This window comes from Variovorax sp. GW531-E2 (genome assembly GCF_059423125.1).
Genome location: NZ_JBWKXQ010000028.1, coordinates 1 through 14,752 on the forward strand (window position 1 = coordinate 1; position 14,752 = coordinate 14,752).

General features: G+C 68.1%; 12 protein-coding genes. 9 read left to right on the top strand and 3 right to left on the bottom strand.

The window, feature by feature from the left end:
- Together mltA and AC07XP_RS17190 are read left to right on the top strand one after the other, a co-directional pair.
- Positions 1–1,064 (top strand): murein transglycosylase A (gene mltA / locus AC07XP_RS17185; protein WP_495265359.1); only part of this gene is annotated, 1,064 nt, incomplete at its 5' end.
- 160 nt (positions 1,065–1,224) lie between these two features.
- Positions 1,225–3,480, top strand: coding sequence for a PhoX family protein (locus AC07XP_RS17190; protein WP_492698409.1), 2,256 nt, complete (start codon positions 1,225–1,227; stop codon positions 3,478–3,480).
- 119 nt (positions 3,481–3,599) lie between these two features.
- Here the strand turns inward: AC07XP_RS17190 and AC07XP_RS17195 are convergent, their stop codons facing one another.
- The gene (locus AC07XP_RS17195; protein ID WP_062480783.1) at positions 3,600–4,073 is read right to left on the bottom strand and encodes an Lrp/AsnC family transcriptional regulator; all 474 of its coding nucleotides are present in this window, start codon (positions 4,071–4,073) and stop codon (positions 3,600–3,602) included.
- 105 nt (positions 4,074–4,178) lie between these two features.
- On the opposite strand from AC07XP_RS17195, the gene mdeB reads away from it, so the two are divergent.
- Entirely contained in the window at positions 4,179–6,839 is a 2,661-nt protein-coding gene (gene mdeB / locus AC07XP_RS17200; RefSeq protein WP_495265360.1) for an alpha-ketoglutarate dehydrogenase, read from the top strand.
- Between the two features lie 5 nt (positions 6,840–6,844).
- Here mdeB and AC07XP_RS17205 read toward each other — a convergent pair whose 3' ends face one another.
- Both AC07XP_RS17205 and AC07XP_RS17210 read right to left on the bottom strand, forming a co-directional pair.
- Entirely contained in the window at positions 6,845–7,813 is a 969-nt protein-coding gene (locus tag AC07XP_RS17205) for a hypothetical protein (protein ID WP_369630648.1), read from the bottom strand.
- Complete coding sequence (locus AC07XP_RS17210) at positions 7,797–8,462, bottom strand: DUF6932 family protein (RefSeq protein ID WP_495261359.1); 666 nt, start codon at positions 8,460–8,462, stop codon at positions 7,797–7,799. The genes AC07XP_RS17205 and AC07XP_RS17210 overlap by 17 nt, the downstream gene beginning before the upstream one ends.
- A 79-nt stretch (positions 8,463–8,541) precedes the next feature.
- Here AC07XP_RS17210 and AC07XP_RS17215 point away from each other — a divergent pair, with 79 nt between their 5' ends.
- The 6 genes from AC07XP_RS17215 to AC07XP_RS17240 all read left to right on the top strand — a co-directional run bounded on the left by AC07XP_RS17215 (position 8,542) and on the right by AC07XP_RS17240 (position 14,741).
- Positions 8,542–9,318, top strand: a complete 777-nt coding sequence (locus AC07XP_RS17215; RefSeq protein ID WP_070063260.1) for a FadR/GntR family transcriptional regulator — start codon at positions 8,542–8,544, stop codon at positions 9,316–9,318.
- A 157-nt stretch (positions 9,319–9,475) separates the two neighbouring features.
- Positions 9,476–10,801, top strand: a complete 1,326-nt coding sequence (locus AC07XP_RS17220) for an MFS transporter (RefSeq protein ID WP_139700796.1) — start codon at positions 9,476–9,478, stop codon at positions 10,799–10,801.
- A 16-nt stretch (positions 10,802–10,817) separates the two neighbouring features.
- The gene (ltnD, locus tag AC07XP_RS17225) at positions 10,818–11,747 is read left to right on the top strand and encodes an L-threonate dehydrogenase (RefSeq protein ID WP_495265361.1); all 930 of its coding nucleotides are present in this window, start codon (positions 10,818–10,820) and stop codon (positions 11,745–11,747) included.
- A 43-nt stretch (positions 11,748–11,790) separates the two neighbouring features.
- The gene (gene denD / locus AC07XP_RS17230; RefSeq protein WP_495265362.1) at positions 11,791–12,804 is read left to right on the top strand and encodes a D-erythronate dehydrogenase; all 1,014 of its coding nucleotides are present in this window, start codon (positions 11,791–11,793) and stop codon (positions 12,802–12,804) included.
- A 3-nt stretch (positions 12,805–12,807) separates the two neighbouring features.
- The gene (otnK, locus tag AC07XP_RS17235) at positions 12,808–14,079 is read left to right on the top strand and encodes a 3-oxo-tetronate kinase (protein ID WP_495265363.1); all 1,272 of its coding nucleotides are present in this window, start codon (positions 12,808–12,810) and stop codon (positions 14,077–14,079) included.
- Positions 14,076–14,741 (top strand): class II aldolase/adducin family protein, encoded by a 666-nt coding sequence (locus tag AC07XP_RS17240; protein WP_495265364.1) that lies wholly within the window; start codon positions 14,076–14,078, stop codon positions 14,739–14,741. The genes otnK and AC07XP_RS17240 overlap by 4 nt, the downstream gene beginning before the upstream one ends.
- Positions 14,742–14,752: the final 11 nt, after the last annotated feature.

Sequence of the window (14,752 nt, forward strand, 5' to 3'; positions counted from 1 at the left end):
CCCCCACCCGACCCACCGTCACCCCGCCGCGCGACCTCGGTCCGCTGACCGGATCGCTCGCGCATCCGAAAAGCCGCTGGGTGCCCGTGGGCTGGTCCGAACTGCCGGGCTTCAGCGAAGACCCGCTGCATGAGGCGTGGATCGCGCTGCTGGCCAACTGCGCACGCCCCAACGCCGCCTTCGCGCCGCTGTGCCGCGAGGTGCGCCAGCTCGCCATCGCCACGCCCGAGGAGCAGCGCCGCTGGATGACCGACCGGCTGCAGCCCTACCGCGTCGAATCGCTCGCGGGCCAGAGCGAAGGCAAGCTCACCAGCTACTACGAGCCCGTGTACGAGGCCTCGCGCGTGCCCTCGGCCGGCTTCAGCGTGCCGCTGTACCAGGCGCCCGACGGCCTCGTGCCCAAGCGCCCCTGGTTCACGCGCCAGGAGATCGAGACCCTGCCCGAGGCCCAGGCCGCGCTGCGCGGTCGCGAGATCGCCTGGATGGCCGACCCCATCGACGCGCTGATGCTGCACATCCAGGGCTCGGGCCGGCTGCGCATCACCGAGGCCAACGGCTACCAGCACACGGTGCGCGTGGCCTACGCGGCCACCAACGAGCAGCCCTATCGCAGCGTGCAGCAGTGGCTGATGAGCCAGGGCGTGGCCAAGGTCGGCAAGTGGCCCGACGACACCAAGGCCTGGGTGGCGCAGAACCCGCAGCGCGTGTCGCAGCTGCTGTGGAGCAACCCGCGCTATGTGTTCTTCCGCGAAGAGACCATGAGCGAGCTCGACGCCGCCTTCGGCCCGCGCGGCGCGCAGGGCGTGCCGCTGACGGCGGGGCGCTCCATCGCGGTCGACCGCGAGAGCATTCCCTACGGCACGCCGGTGTGGCTCGCATCGAACGGCCCGACCGCGCAGCTGCAGAAGCTCGTGGTGGCGCAGGACACTGGCAGCGCCATCCTGGGCGCCGTGCGCGCCGACTACTTCGCCGGCACCGGCGCCGAGGCCGGACGGCTGGCGGCGAGCGTGAACCAGCCGCTGCGGCTGTGGGCGCTGTGGCCGAGGCAACTGCCGGCGCCCTGAGGGGCGCAGCGTCCGCGCTGCAACGTGTGGCGCGGATGTGAAGGTTTTTTGACGAAATCTCGCCGCATTCCACCAACGGCCGAGCGTTTCACGCGCATGTCATGCGAAGTGCCTAACTTCGCGGGCTGGTTTCAATCCCAACCCACGAAAGATATTGCGCATGACCGCAAACACCCGCACGGACGCCCACGGCGTCGATCTCGACGATGTCGGCACCAACCCGACCGCGAACCCGTCCTTCACCGACCTGATCGCGTCGCGCCTGAGCCGCCGCCATCTGTTCGGGCTGGGCGTCGGCACCGCCGGCACCGCGCTGCTGCAGGCCTGCGGCGGCGGCAGCGGTGGCGGCTCCGCGTTCCCGATCCTTCCGCCCGCACCGGCTCCCGCGCCGGCGCCGGCTCCCGTCCCGGCCCCCTCGCCGATGAAGCTGGGCTTCAATGCCGTCGCGAAGAGCCTCGACGACGTGGTCACTGTGCCCGCCGGCTACACCGCCAGCGTGCTCTACCGCCTGGGCGATCCGATCGCCGCCGGCGTGGCCGCGTACAAGAACGACGGCACCGACGATCCGGTCACCTACGATCGTCGTGCCGGCGACCACCACGACGGCATGACCTTCTTCGGCATGAACGCGAGCAACAAGTGGGACGCGGCCAACCCTTCGCGCGGTCTGCTGGTGATGAACCATGAAGCCATCACGCCGCTGTTTCTGCATCCCAAGGGGCAGACCATCTCCGGTACCGCTGTGGCTGCGGTTCGCACCAGCACTGACGAAGTGCTGCGCGAGTTCTACCTGCACGGCGTGAGCGTGATCGAGGTCAACAAGAGCGGCAACGCCTGGAGCTACAAGCAGGATTCGAGCTTGAACCGCCGCGTCCACACGCTGACGGAAATGACCTTCTCGGGCCCGGCCGCCAAGACCGACTACCTGAAGACCAAGTACTCGACCGACGGCAGCAAGACCCGCGGCACGCTCAACAACTGCGCCAACGGCACCACGCCCTGGGGCACGTACCTGACCTGCGAAGAGAACTGGGCGGGCTACTTCCGCCGCATCACGGCCAACGACGATGCCAAGCGCAGCGTCAAGGAGCTGGCTTCCTTCAAGCGCTACGGTATCGGATCGAAAAACTCCAACGGTGTCGACACCGCGACGGGGCGTGAACTGTGGGCCACGCCGACGCCTGACACCAGCGATGACCTCTACGGCCGCTGGAACACCGAGGTCCTTGGCGCCTCCGCCGTCGCTGACTATCGCAACGGCCACAACACCTACGGCTGGGTGGTCGAGATCGATCCGTTCAACCCGACGAGCACGCCGAAGAAGCGCACCGCCCTCGGCCGCTTCGGCCACGAAGGCGCCTGCCTCGGCCCGGTCGTGGCCGGCAAGCCGCTGGTCTGGTACATGGGCGACGACTCGCGCAACGAGTACATCTACAAGTTCGTCTCTACCAAGAACTGGGACGCGGCCGACATCGGCGGCGGCATCGCCGCGGGCGACAAGTACATGGATGACGGCCGCCTCTACGTGGCCAAGTTCAACGCCGACGGCACGGGCGTGTGGCTCGAGTTGAAGCTCGGCGTGAACGGCATCACCTCCAGCAATTCGACCTACGCCTTCGCCGATGCCGCCGACGTCGTGACCAACGCCCGCCTGGCCGCCGACGCCGCGGGCGCGACCAAGATGGACCGCCCCGAGTGGGCCGCCGTCAATCCGAAGACCGGCGATGTCTACGTGACGCTGACCAACACCAATGCCAGCGCGCGCCCGATCGGCAGCACCGACGCGGCCAACCCTCGCTTCTACAACGACAAGAAGGGCGCGGCCGACCAGAAGGGCAACCCCAACGGTCACATCGTGCGCTTTGCGGACGACAACGCCGACCCGACCTCGCTGAGCTTCAAGTGGGACGTGTACCTCTTTGGCGCGCGCTCGACGGCCTCGGCCGACGTCAATCTCTCGCAGCTCACGGCCGACAACGACCTGTCCAGCCCCGATGGCATGTGGTTCAGCCAGGCCGCGCCCGGCCTGCTGTGGCTCGAGACCGACGACGGCGCCTACACCGACGTCACCAACTGCATGCTGCTGGCGGCTCTGCCTGGCAAGGTGGGCGACGGCGGCGCGAAGGCGATCACCAACGTCGACGGCGCCACCACCCGCACGCAGAACACCTTCGTGGGCAAGGCGCCCGGCACGGATGGTCTGCGCCGTTTTCTGGTCGGTCCGAAGGACTGCGAGATCACCGGCATCGCCGAATCGGGCGACGGTCGCGCGCTGTTCGTGAACATTCAGCACCCCGGTGAAGACACGAAAGATGTCGCGGTGCCGAACAGCCACTGGCCGGACGGCGGCACGTCCCGCCCGCGCTCGGCCACCGTGGTCATCACCAAGAACGACGGCGGCCTGATCGGCCTGTAAACGCCCTCAACCCCCTTCGGGAAACACCGTGGAGCCGGCTTCGCCGGGCCACAGGTGTTGCCCCCGGCGAGGGGGTTGGCGCAGCGACACGAAGTGCGCGAAGCCTGGGGGAGGACCTATTACAACGGCGCTGCTGGCAACGGCAGCGCCGTTTTGTATCTCACCTGCTTGAGCGCAAAGCTCGAGCGGATCTTCTCGATCCCCGGGATCGGCGTGAGCTGCTCCATGATGAAGCGCTCCAGCGCCGCCATGTCGGCCACGGCGATGCGGATCAGGTAGTCGCTGTCGCCGGTCATCAGGTAGCACTCCATCACCTCGTCGTGCTCGGCGATGCGCTGCTCGAAGTCGGCCAGCGACTGCTTGCTCTGCGTGGTCAGGCTGATCGAGATGAACACGTTGAGCCCCAGGCCCAGCGCCTTGGCGTTCGCGAGCGCCACGTAGCGGTCGATCACGCCGCTGGTCTCCAGCACCTTCACGCGCGCCAGGCAGGGCGAGGGCGACAGGTGCACGCGGCGCGCCAGTTCGACGTTCGACAGGGCGCCGTCGCGTTGCAGCTCGTCGAGAATGCGCAGGTCGATGGCATCGAGTTCCATGAAATTCCGCGAAGCTGTTGAATGACGGCATTTTATGCTTCTGAATAGCCATGAAATCAGAGGTGCCGGTAGCTAATTTTCCCCGAGGCGGCTTAAAGTGCTGGCATGAACGCCCCGATCTCCGCCGACCAGATGCGCGCCCTGTTGCTCGACACGCCGCCGTCGCACGACCCCGACCCCGAAGAGACCGCCGAATGGCGCGACGCCTTCCTGGCGCTGGCGCAGACGCAAGGTCCCCAGCGCGCGCGCCAGATGCTGGCCGAGCTGGCGCGCCTGGCGCGGCAGCAGCGCATCGGCTGGCAGCCCGAGCTGGCCACGCCGTACGTCAACACCATCGCCGCGGCCGACCAGCCGCCGTTCCCGGGTGACCTCGCGGTCGAGGAAAAGCTCGCCTCGCTCATGCGCTGGAACGCGCTCGCCATGGTGGCCAAGGCCAACCAGGCGTACGGCGAACTCGGCGGCCACATCGCCAGCTATGCGAGCGCGGCCGACCTGTTCGAAACCGGCTTCAACCACTTCTTCCATGCACGCAGCCCGGCGCACCGCGGCGACCTCGTGTTCTTCCAGCCGCACAGCGCACCCGGCGTGTATGCGCGGGCCTACCTCGAAGGCCGCCTGAGCGAAGAAGACCTGAACCACTACCGCCAGGAACTCACCGCGCCCGCCTTCACCGACGGCAGCGGCGCGCGCGGCCTGTGCAGCTACCCGCACCCGTACCTGATGCCGGACTTCTGGCAGTTCCCGACCGGCTCGATGGGCATCGGCCCGATCAGCTCGATCTACCACGCGCGCTTCATGCGCTACCTCACGCACCGCAACCTCTTGAACTGCGAAGGCCGCAAGGTCTGGGGCGTGTTCGGCGACGGCGAGATGGACGAGCCCGAATCGATGAGCGCCCTGACGCTCGCCGCGCGCGAAAAGCTCGACAACCTCGTGTGGGTCGTCAACTGCAACCTGCAGCGCCTCGATGGCCCGGTGCGTGGCAACGGCCGCATCATCGACGAGCTCGAGAAGCTCTTCGCCGGCGCCGGCTGGAACGTCGTCAAGCTCGTGTGGGGCAGCGACTGGGACGGCCTGTTCGCGCAGGACGTGAGCGGCGCGCTCGCGCGCGTGTTCGCGGAAACCGTCGACGGCCAGATGCAGACCTTCGCCGCGAAGGACGGCCGCTTCAACCGCGACAACTTCTTCGGCCAGAACCCCGAGCTCGCGCGCCTGGCCGAAGGCATGACCGACGAGCAGATCGACCGCTTGAAGCGCGGCGGCCACGACCTCGTGAAGATCCACGCCGCGTACGCCGCCGCAGCTGCGCACAAGGGCCAGCCCACCGTCATCCTGGCCCACACCAAGAAGGGCTACGGCATGGGCAGCGCCGCGCAGGGCAAGATGACCACGCACTCGCACAAGAAGATGGGCGACGTCGACCTCATCGAGTTCCGCGACCGCTTCAACCTGCCGCTCACCGACGCGCAGGCCACCGCGATGGACTTCTACCGCCCGGCCGAAGACAGCGCCGAGATGCGCTACCTGCGCCAGCACCGCGAAGCGCTCGGCGGCGCCATGCCGCGCCGCGAAACCGCCTGCGACGTCGTGCCCAAGCCCGACATCGCGGCCTACGCGCAGTTCGCCACGGCCGCCGCGGGCAAGGAGATGAGCACCACCATGGCCTTCGTGCGCATGCTGGGCAACCTCATGAAGGACAAGGCGCTCGGCCCGCGCATCGTGCCCATCGTGGCCGACGAGGCGCGCACCTTCGGCATGGCCAACCTGTTCAAGCAGGTCGGCATCTATTCGAGCGTGGGCCAGCGCTATGCGCCGGAAGACATCGGCTCGGTGCTGAGCTACCGCGAAGCGACCGACGGGCAGATTCTTGAAGAGGGCATCAGCGAAGCCGGCGCCATCGCGAGCTGGACGGCCGCGGCCACCAGCTACAGCGTGCACGGCCTGGCGATGCTGCCGTTCTACATCTACTACTCGATGTTCGGCTTCCAGCGCGTGGGCGACGCCATCTGGGCCGCGGCCGACCAGCGCGCACGCGGCTTCCTGCTGGGTGCCACGTCGGGCCGCACCACGCTCGGCGGCGAAGGCCTGCAGCACCAGGACGGCAGCAGCCACCTCGTGGCCGCGACCATTCCCAACTGCAAGGCCTACGACCCGGCCTTCGCGGGCGAGATGGCCGTCATCGTCGACGCGGGCATCCGCGAGATGATGGTCGAGCAGCAGGACGTGTTCTATTACGTCACGCTCATGAACGAGAACTACGCGCAGCCCGACCTGCCGGCCGGCGCCGAGGCCGACATCCTGCGCGGCTGCTACCGCTTCGGCACGTATGCGCCGGCATCGGGCAAGGCGAAGCAGAGCGTCACGCTGCTGGGCTCGGGCGCGATCCTCACCGAGGTCATCAAGGCGGCGCAGCAACTGGCCGACGAAGGCATCGCGGCCGAGGTGTTCAGCGTCACGAGCTGGAGCGAGCTGGCACGCGACGGCCAGGCCTGCGAGCAGCGCGCACTGGCCGGCGAGAAAGACGCCGGCACGCCCTTCGTCGCGCAGCAGCTCGGCAAGGGCAGCAACAAGGCCCCGATCGTCGCCGCCACCGACTACGTGCGCGCGCTGCCCGAGAGCGTGCGCGCCTTCCTGCCCGAAGGTCGCCGCTATCTCACGCTGGGCACCGACGGCTTCGGTCGCAGCGACACGCGCGCCGCGCTGCGCGGTTTCTTCGGCGTGGACGCAGCGAGCATCGCGCGGGCCGCGCGGCACGCGCTCGGGTAAAGGGCTTAGATGGACTGCTGGACTGGCCGAGGGGGCCAGTCCGCCGGTGCGTCGATGGTCTCGAGCGACTGCAACGCAAACGTTCGGCGCGGCGCGCGGTTTCGCAGCCGCGCCTCACGCACCTTGACTTGGGCACGCACGTGCCGATGCAGAGGAACAAGTCCGTCCTGGAGCGAGCGCTCCATCGCAGTGTGTGCCACGGTGCCGACGATCACACTTCGATCCGTGTGCAGGCGCAACTCGAAACGCGATGAATGCTCGGCCCAGCCGATGATTTCACCCTGAAATGTTTCGACTCGATCTTCGATCGTCATGGCCTCGGCGCGTTGTCGCGCTCGTTGTATGGCCTGCGTCGTCAGTTCGAAATCGCGCTCGCCCTCGACCACGCGAAGGCTGGCGCCTTCATCGTCGAGCAACTTGAAGAATTCTCTCAATGCCCCGAGTTGTCGGTTGTCGACATCGGCCGAGGCTTCATCGAACAGCGCATCGTCTGCGGCGGCCATGCGCGACAAGGTGTTGGCAACCTGATCGACCACCTCCTTGAGCACCACATCGCCAGAAGCGGGTTCGTTGCCTTCCAGAACGAAGCCAAATGATCCGCGCACGACGTCGGTGACCACCAATTGGGTGTCGTGGCTCATGGGGACCCGGCCGCGGGATGAAAGAGGGCCTGTCTCCACTGCGGCGTAACGCTGGCTGATCAGCTTCTGGAATTTTCCGACCGCCTGCGTGCCGAATGCGGCCTTGATCCCATGAGAGCCGACGACGGGTCGGCCACCAAAAAACAGGGCGACGCCAACGGGCGCCTGCACGCTGACGTTCGACAGTTCTGCCAGCTCTTTTTCGAGGCGCAAGACGCGTTGCCCGTATTGGCGTTCTGCGATCGGATCCTCATGGGTCCGGCCATCGGCCAGCAACTGCCGTGCTTGTGCCAGGTCTGCCTGCAGGAATTGCTTCTCAAGCTGAGCCAACATGGGGTTCTCCTTGGGGCATCAGGGAATCGAGCATCGGGCGCGCGATGACATCGTCAGAACTCAGCGGCAGTTGCAGCATGCCTTTCCACAGTGCATCGCCTCGACGATGGGAGTACAAGCCATACCAATAACGTGTTTGCTGTACCAGCCATTCAGGCGCCGTTGTGAGATTAACAATGTTGGTGTCGCAATGGAATTCATGTTTGCATCGGTCCAGATCGAACAGATCGGGCCGAGCATCCATCATTTGATTGATATCCGTCTTGCTCATTCCATGAGGAGGGTGAGCAAAGGTCACGACATCGATATCCCTTGGCGCTCGATCTTCGCGGGCTTCGATATCTTCGACGAAGCTGCCATCGAGCCACTGAAAGCCCTGTACGAAACCCAGCGCGTTCAACTCGGCCCGATAGCGTAGCAGTCCATCGAGTACGCGACACCGCTGCGGATTGATTGCGAACCGTTGCACCAATTCACCCGCCGCGACCGCATAGGGCGAGCTGTGCGGGCTTGTCATTCGTTCGCCAACAAAAGGCGGCAAGACGTGCGAGTGGTTGAAGTCGGGAATCACAGGGGGAGGATAGCGGTCATATACAACCTGTTGCTTGTCGCGCGCTGAAACTGCGCCTCGAAATGCGCCGAAATACATCCTCGCCGCCTCTTCGCAACAACCGGTGAACCATTCGTCCCTAAGTTAGAGTCGCAGGCCCCACCGCCTTCCCCCGCCCATGACCGCCCGCTTCCAGTCCCTTGCTCCCGCCGTCCGCCTGGCCGACCAGGTGGCGGAAGCGCTCGTGGCCGAGGTGCGCAGCGGGCGCTTGTCGGAAGGCGACCGGCTGCCCACCGAGACCGCGTTGGCCACCCAGTTCGGCGTGAGCCGCACGGTGGTGCGCGAGGCGGTGTCGCGACTCAAGTCGCTCGGGCTGGTCGATTCGCGACAGGGCAGCGGCGTGTACGTGCGCGCTGCCGGCGTGGAGCCGCTGCGCTTCGAGATGCCGCACGTGGCCTCGCGCGAAGCGGTGGTGCAGATGGTCGAGCTGCGCCGCGCGCTCGAGGCCGAGGTGGCCGCGCTCGCGGCCGAGCGCCGCACGCCCGAGGACATGCTGCGCATCCGCGACGCCATCGATGCGCTGCACGCGGCGGTGTCGATGGGCGGCAACGGGGCCGACGAGGACGTGCGCTTTCACCGCGCCATCGCCGAGGCCGCGCGCAACCCCTTCCTCATCGGCACGCTGCAGTACCTGCGGCAGTTCCTGCATGGCGCCACCCGCGTCACGCGCGCCAACGAGGCGCGCCGTGCCGACTTCGTGCGCGAAGTGGCGCAGGAACACGCGCGCATCGTCGAGGCGATCGACGCCGGCGACCCGCTGGCCGCGCGCGAAGCCGCCAAGGCGCACATGGACAACGCCATCCGCCGCATCGAGCAGGCCGACCCGGCCTTCTGGCAGCAGGAAGGCGCCCAGCTCGCCCGACCCTTGGTCGAAGGCTGGCCTGCGGGCAAGTAAGCCCACGCTCACAACTTTTTGGCAGGGGCAGAATGTGCGGGTTATCCCGTATCCGGGAGCTTGTCTTAAATTTGTATGATGACCTGACAAGTAAGGGGCGACCGCGCCGCAGGGTGACGGGACGGCCCCGTTTTTTCATCCAGCGGACTCCCTCCCAATGACTTCCACCCTCCAGGCCGGCGCGCCCCTCGCGGCTGACGCGCCCGACGCCGCGCTCGAAAAACGCGCCTACGCCAAGGTGTTCTGGCGCCTCGTGCCCTTCCTGATGCTGTGCTACGTGGTCGCGTACCTCGACCGCGTGAACGTCGGCTTCGCCAAGCTGCAGATGGGCGCGGACCTCGGCTTCAGCGAAACCGTGTTCGGCCTCGGTGCCGGCATCTTCTTCCTGGGCTACTTCCTGTTCGAAGTGCCCAGCAACCTGCTGCTCAATCGCGTGGGCGCGCGCGTGTGGATCGCGCGGATCATGATCACCTGGGGCCTGCTGTCGGCCTGCTTCGTGTTCGTGGAAACGCCGACCAGCTTCTACATCCTGCGCTTCCTGCTCGGCGTGGCCGAGGCGGGCTTCTACCCCGGCGTGATCCTGTACCTGACGCACTGGTACCCGTCGCACCGGCGCGCGCGGATCATCGCGGTGTTCATGTCGGCGATTCCCGTGGCGGGCATCTTCGGCAACCCGCTGTCGGGCTGGATCATGGACGCCTTCCATGGCGTGTCGTCGATGCACGGCTGGCAGTGGATGTTCATCATCGAAGCCATTCCCGCCGTGCTGGTGGGCGTGATGGTGCTGTTCTACCTGGACAACGGCATCAAGCACGCACGCTGGCTCTCGCCTGAAGAGAAGCAACTGCTGCAGCGCGAGGTCGACCGCGACCAGGCGCACGGCGCCAAGGGCCCGCACTCGGTGGGCGCGATGTTCCGCGACGCGCGCGTGTGGTGGATGGCGCTCATCTACTTCGCCTTCGTGATGGGCCAGTACGCGCTGACCTTCTGGCTGCCCACGCTGGTGAAGGCCACGGGCGTGCAGGGCAACTTCAACATCGGCCTGCTCAGCGCCATTCCGTTCCTGTGCGCGATCGTCGCGATGAACCTGTTCGGCCGCAGCGCCGACGCGCGCCGCGAACGCCGCTGGCACCTGATCATCCCCGCGATGATGGGCGCCGTGGGCTTCACGGTCGCGGCCTCGTACACGCAGAACACGGTCGTGTCGCTGACCTTCCTGTCGCTCGCGGCCGCCGGCGTGCTCACCTGCGCGCCGCTGTTCTGGTCGCTGCCCACCGCCTTCCTCTCGGGCACGGCGGCGGCCGCCGGCATTGCGGTCATCAACTCGGTGGGCAACCTCGCGGGCTTCGTGAGCCCGTACCTCATCGGCTACCTGAAGGATCTCACGGGCAGCACGCAGATCGGCATGTACGTGCTGGCCGGCGCGCTGGTGCTCGGTGCCATCGGCGTGTGGCTCACCCCGAAGCAACTGGTCAACCGTTGATCGAAGGACGCACGACATGACTTCTTCTTCCAGCAACACCCCCGTCGTCGGCCTCGTGGGCCTGGGCGCCATGGGCAGCGGCATGGCGCAATCGCTGCGCCGCGCGGGCCATGCGCCGCATGTGTTCGACGTGCGCCCCGGCGTCGCCGAAGCCTTCGCGCGCGACGGCGGCACGGCCTGCGACACGCTGGCCGCGCTCGGCGCGCAGTGCGACATCGTGGTCAGCGTGGTCGTCAATGCGGCGCAGACCGAGTCGGTGCTGTTCGGCGACGGCACCACGCCCGGCTGCGCGGCATCGATGAAGCCCGGCAGCCTGTTCGTGATGTGCTCCACCGTCGACCCGAACTGGTCGGTGGCGCTCGAAGCGCGCCTCGCTCAGCAGGGCATCCTGTACCTCGACGCACCGATCTCCGGCGGCGCCGCTAAGGCCGCGAGCGGCCAGATGACGATGATGACCGCCGGCACCCCCGCGGCGTATGAGAAGGCCGGCGCCATGCTCGACGCGATGGCCGCCAAGGTCTACCGCCTGGGCGATTCGGCCGGCGCGGGCAGCAAGGTGAAGGTCATCAACCAGCTGCTGGCCGGCGTGCACATCGCCGCCGCGGCCGAGGCCATGGCGCTGGGCCTGCGCGAGGGCGTGAACCCCGACGCGCTGTACGAGGTCATCACCCACAGCGCCGGCAACAGCTGGATGTTCGAGAACCGCATGGCCCACGTGCTGGCGGGCGACTACACGCCGCTGTCGGCCGTCGACATCTTCGTGAAGGACCTGGGCCTGGTGCTCGACGTGGCGCGCGCCAGCAAGTTTCCGCTGCCGCTGTCGTCCACCGCGCACCAGATGTTCATGCAGGCCTCCACGGCCGGCTTCGCGCGCGAAGATGACAGCGCGGTCATCAAGATCTTCCCGGGCATCGAGCTGCCCGTTGCGAAAGAATCGAAAAAATAACATCGAGCGACAGCGCTCCACCGACCCAGGAAAGACACACACCATGAACGTTCTCATCACCGGCGGCTGCGGCTTCCTCGGCGCCCGCCTCGCCCGCACCCTGCTCGCCGGCGGCCCGCTCGCACTGGCCGGCGGCGCGGCGAAAGACATCGCACGCATCACGCTCGCCGACCGCGTGCCGCCGCCCGCCGACCTCGCCGCCGACGCGCGCATCCAGTTCGTGCAGGGCGACCTGTACGAGCAAGCCGCCAGTGGCGCGCTGCCGCTGGCCGACACCGACGCCGTGTTCCACCTCGCCGCCGCCGTGAGCGGCGAGTGCGAGGCCGACTTCGACCTCGGCATGCGCAGCAACCTGGACACCACGCGCGCCCTGCTCGACGCCTGCCGCAGCGCGGGCCATGCGCCCGTGTTCGTGTTCTCCAGCTCCGTCGCCGTGTTCGGCGATTCGCCCGAGCAGCGCCTGCCCGCGGTGATCGAAGACACCACGCTGCCCACGCCGCAGAACAGCTACGGCATCCAGAAGTTCATCGGCGAGCAGCTGGTGGCCGACTACACGCGCAAGGGCTTCGTGCAGGGCCGCAACGTGCGGCTCATGACGGTGTCGGTGCGCCCGGGCCGCCCGAACGGCGCGGCCTCCAGCTTCCTGAGCGGCATGCTGCGCGAGCCGCTGGCCGGCGTGCGCGCACGCTGCCCCGTGGCCCCCGAAACGCCGGTCGCGCTGGCCTCGCCCGGCAACACCGTCGCCGGCATCGTGCGCGCGGCCACCGCCGGCGCCGCCGAATGGGGCGCGCGCACCGCGGTCAACCTGCCCGCGCTGACCACCACCGTGCGCGAGATGGCGCAGGCGCTCGAGCGCATCGCCGGCACCGAGGCCACCGCCCTCATCGACTGGGAACCCGACGCCGCCATCGCGAAGATCGTCACCAGCTGGCCCAGCCGCATCCACGCGGCGCGCGCCGAGGCGCTGGGCCTGAAGGCCGACGCCAGCTTCGACGCCATCCTGCGCGACTACGTGCGCGAGAACGCGCAGGCGGTCACGCTGGCGCTGAAGGGCTGAGCGATGGCGAAGCTCGTGCTCGGCTGCATCGCCGACGACTTCACCGGCGCCACCGACCTGGCCAACAACCTCGTGCGCGCCGGCATGCGCGTGGTGCAGACCATCGGCGTGCCCGCCGGCCCGCTCGATGCCGACGTGGATGCCGTGGTGGTCGCGCTCAAGTCGCGCACCATCGCGCCGGCCGAGGCCATCGCGCAGTCGCTCGATGCGCTGCGCTGGCTGCAGGCGCAGGGCGCGCAGCAGATCTACTTCAAGTACTGCTCCACCTTCGACAGCACGGCCCAAGGCAACATCGGCCCCGTGACCGAGGCGCTGATGGACGCGCTGCAATGCGACTTCACCATCGCCACGCCCGCCTTCCCCGACAACAAGCGCACCGTGTTCAAGGGCTACCTGTTCGCGGGCGACGTGCTGCTCAACGAGAGCGGCATGCAGAACCATCCGCTCACGCCGATGACCGACCCGAACCTCGTGCGCGTGCTGCAGGCGCAGTGCACGCGCAAGGTGGGGCTCATCGACCACGCGGTGGTCGCACGCGGCGCAGCGGCCATCGAAGAACGCATCGCGCAGCTGAAGGCCGAGGGCGTGTCGATCGCCATCGTCGACGCGGTGTCGAACGACGACCTGCTGCGCATGGGCCCGGCGCTCGCGAAGCTGCCGCTGCTCACGGCGGGCTCGGGCGTGGCCATCGGCCTGCCGGCCAACTTCGGCCTCGCGCCGTCGTCGCAGGCCAGCGCGCTGCCGAAGGCCGGCGGCAAGACCGCGGTGGTCTCGGGCAGCTGCTCGCTCGCCACCAACCGGCAGGTGCTCGACTTCATCCAGCGCGGCGGCGCGGCCATGGCCATCGACCCGCTGCGCATCGCGGCGGGCGTGGACGTGACGGCCGAAGTGCTGGCCTGGGCCGCACCGCTGATCGACCAAGGCCCCGTGCTCGTCTACTCGACCGCCGAAGCCGGCGCCGTGAAGTCGGTGCAGGGGCGGCTCGGCGTGGAAGAAGCCGGTGCGATGGTCGAACGCACCATCGCCGCCATTGCGCGCGGCCTGGTCGAGCGCGGCGTGCACCAGCTGGTGGTGGCCGGCGGCGAGACCTCGGGCGCCTGCGTGCAGGCGCTGGGCATCGCGCAGATGCAGATCGGTCCGCAGATCGACCCCGGCGTGCCGTGGTGCCATGCGCGCTGCGACGCGGCGCCCGAAGCGGGGCTGCACATCACGCTGAAGTCGGGCAACTTCGGCAGCGACGATTTCTTCACCAAAGCTTTTACAGTGCTCGCATGACCGAGAACGAAGCCCGCGACGAAATCTGCCGCGTCGGCCGCAGCCTGTTCGAGCGCGGCTACGTGCACGCCACGGCCGGCAACATCAGCGTGCGGCTGGACGACGGTTTTCTCATCACGCCGACCGACGCCTGCCTGGGCTTTCTCGACCCCGCGCGGCTTGCGCGGCTCGATGCGCAGGGCGTGCAGACCGGCGGCGACCGCGCCAGCAAGACCATCGCGCTGCACACGCGCATCTACGCCGCCGCGCGCGGCTTCGATGCGGGCACGGCCTGCGTGATCCACACGCACAGCACGCACTGCGTCGCCCTGACCCTGGGCAACCCGCAGGCCGAACTGCTGCCCGCGCTCACGCCCTACTTCGTGATGAAGGTCGGCCATGTGCCGGTCATCCCGTACCACCGCCCCGGTGCGCCCGAAGCGGCCGAACAGGTGGCACACACCATCGCGCGCTACGGCGCGGCCGGCACGCCGATCCGCGCGGCGATGCTCGCGCGCCTGGGCCCCAACGTCTGGCACGAGACGCCGGCCGCTGCGATGGCTGTGCTCGAAGAGCTGGAAGAAACCGCCCGCCTGCAGATGCTCACGCAGGCCACCCGGCCCGCACCGCTCACCCCCGACCAGATCGATGAACTGCGCCGCACTTTCGGTGCGCGCTGGTAGTACAAACACCC

Excerpts from the sequence above, each read along its gene's own strand:
- AC07XP_RS17210 (WP_495261359.1), bottom strand. The coding sequence starts at position 8,462 with ATGTATTTCGGCGCATTTCGAGGCGCAGTTTCAGCGCGCGACAAGCAA.
- AC07XP_RS17240 (WP_495265364.1), top strand. The coding sequence starts at position 14,076 with ATGACCGAGAACGAAGCCCGCGACGAAATCTGCCGCGTCGGCCGCAGC.
- AC07XP_RS17195 (WP_062480783.1), bottom strand. The coding sequence starts at position 4,073 with ATGGAACTCGATGCCATCGACCTGCGCATTCTCGACGAGCTGCAACGC.
- mdeB (WP_495265360.1), top strand. The coding sequence starts at position 4,179 with ATGAACGCCCCGATCTCCGCCGACCAGATGCGCGCCCTGTTGCTCGAC.
- AC07XP_RS17190 (WP_492698409.1), top strand. The coding sequence starts at position 1,225 with ATGACCGCAAACACCCGCACGGACGCCCACGGCGTCGATCTCGACGAT.
- AC07XP_RS17215 (WP_070063260.1), top strand. The coding sequence starts at position 8,542 with ATGACCGCCCGCTTCCAGTCCCTTGCTCCCGCCGTCCGCCTGGCCGAC.
- AC07XP_RS17205 (WP_369630648.1), bottom strand. The coding sequence starts at position 7,813 with ATGTTGGCTCAGCTTGAGAAGCAATTCCTGCAGGCAGACCTGGCACAA.
- ltnD (WP_495265361.1), top strand. The coding sequence starts at position 10,818 with ATGACTTCTTCTTCCAGCAACACCCCCGTCGTCGGCCTCGTGGGCCTG.
- denD (WP_495265362.1), top strand. The coding sequence starts at position 11,791 with ATGAACGTTCTCATCACCGGCGGCTGCGGCTTCCTCGGCGCCCGCCTC.
- otnK (WP_495265363.1), top strand. The coding sequence starts at position 12,808 with ATGGCGAAGCTCGTGCTCGGCTGCATCGCCGACGACTTCACCGGCGCC.
- AC07XP_RS17220 (WP_139700796.1), top strand. The coding sequence starts at position 9,476 with ATGACTTCCACCCTCCAGGCCGGCGCGCCCCTCGCGGCTGACGCGCCC.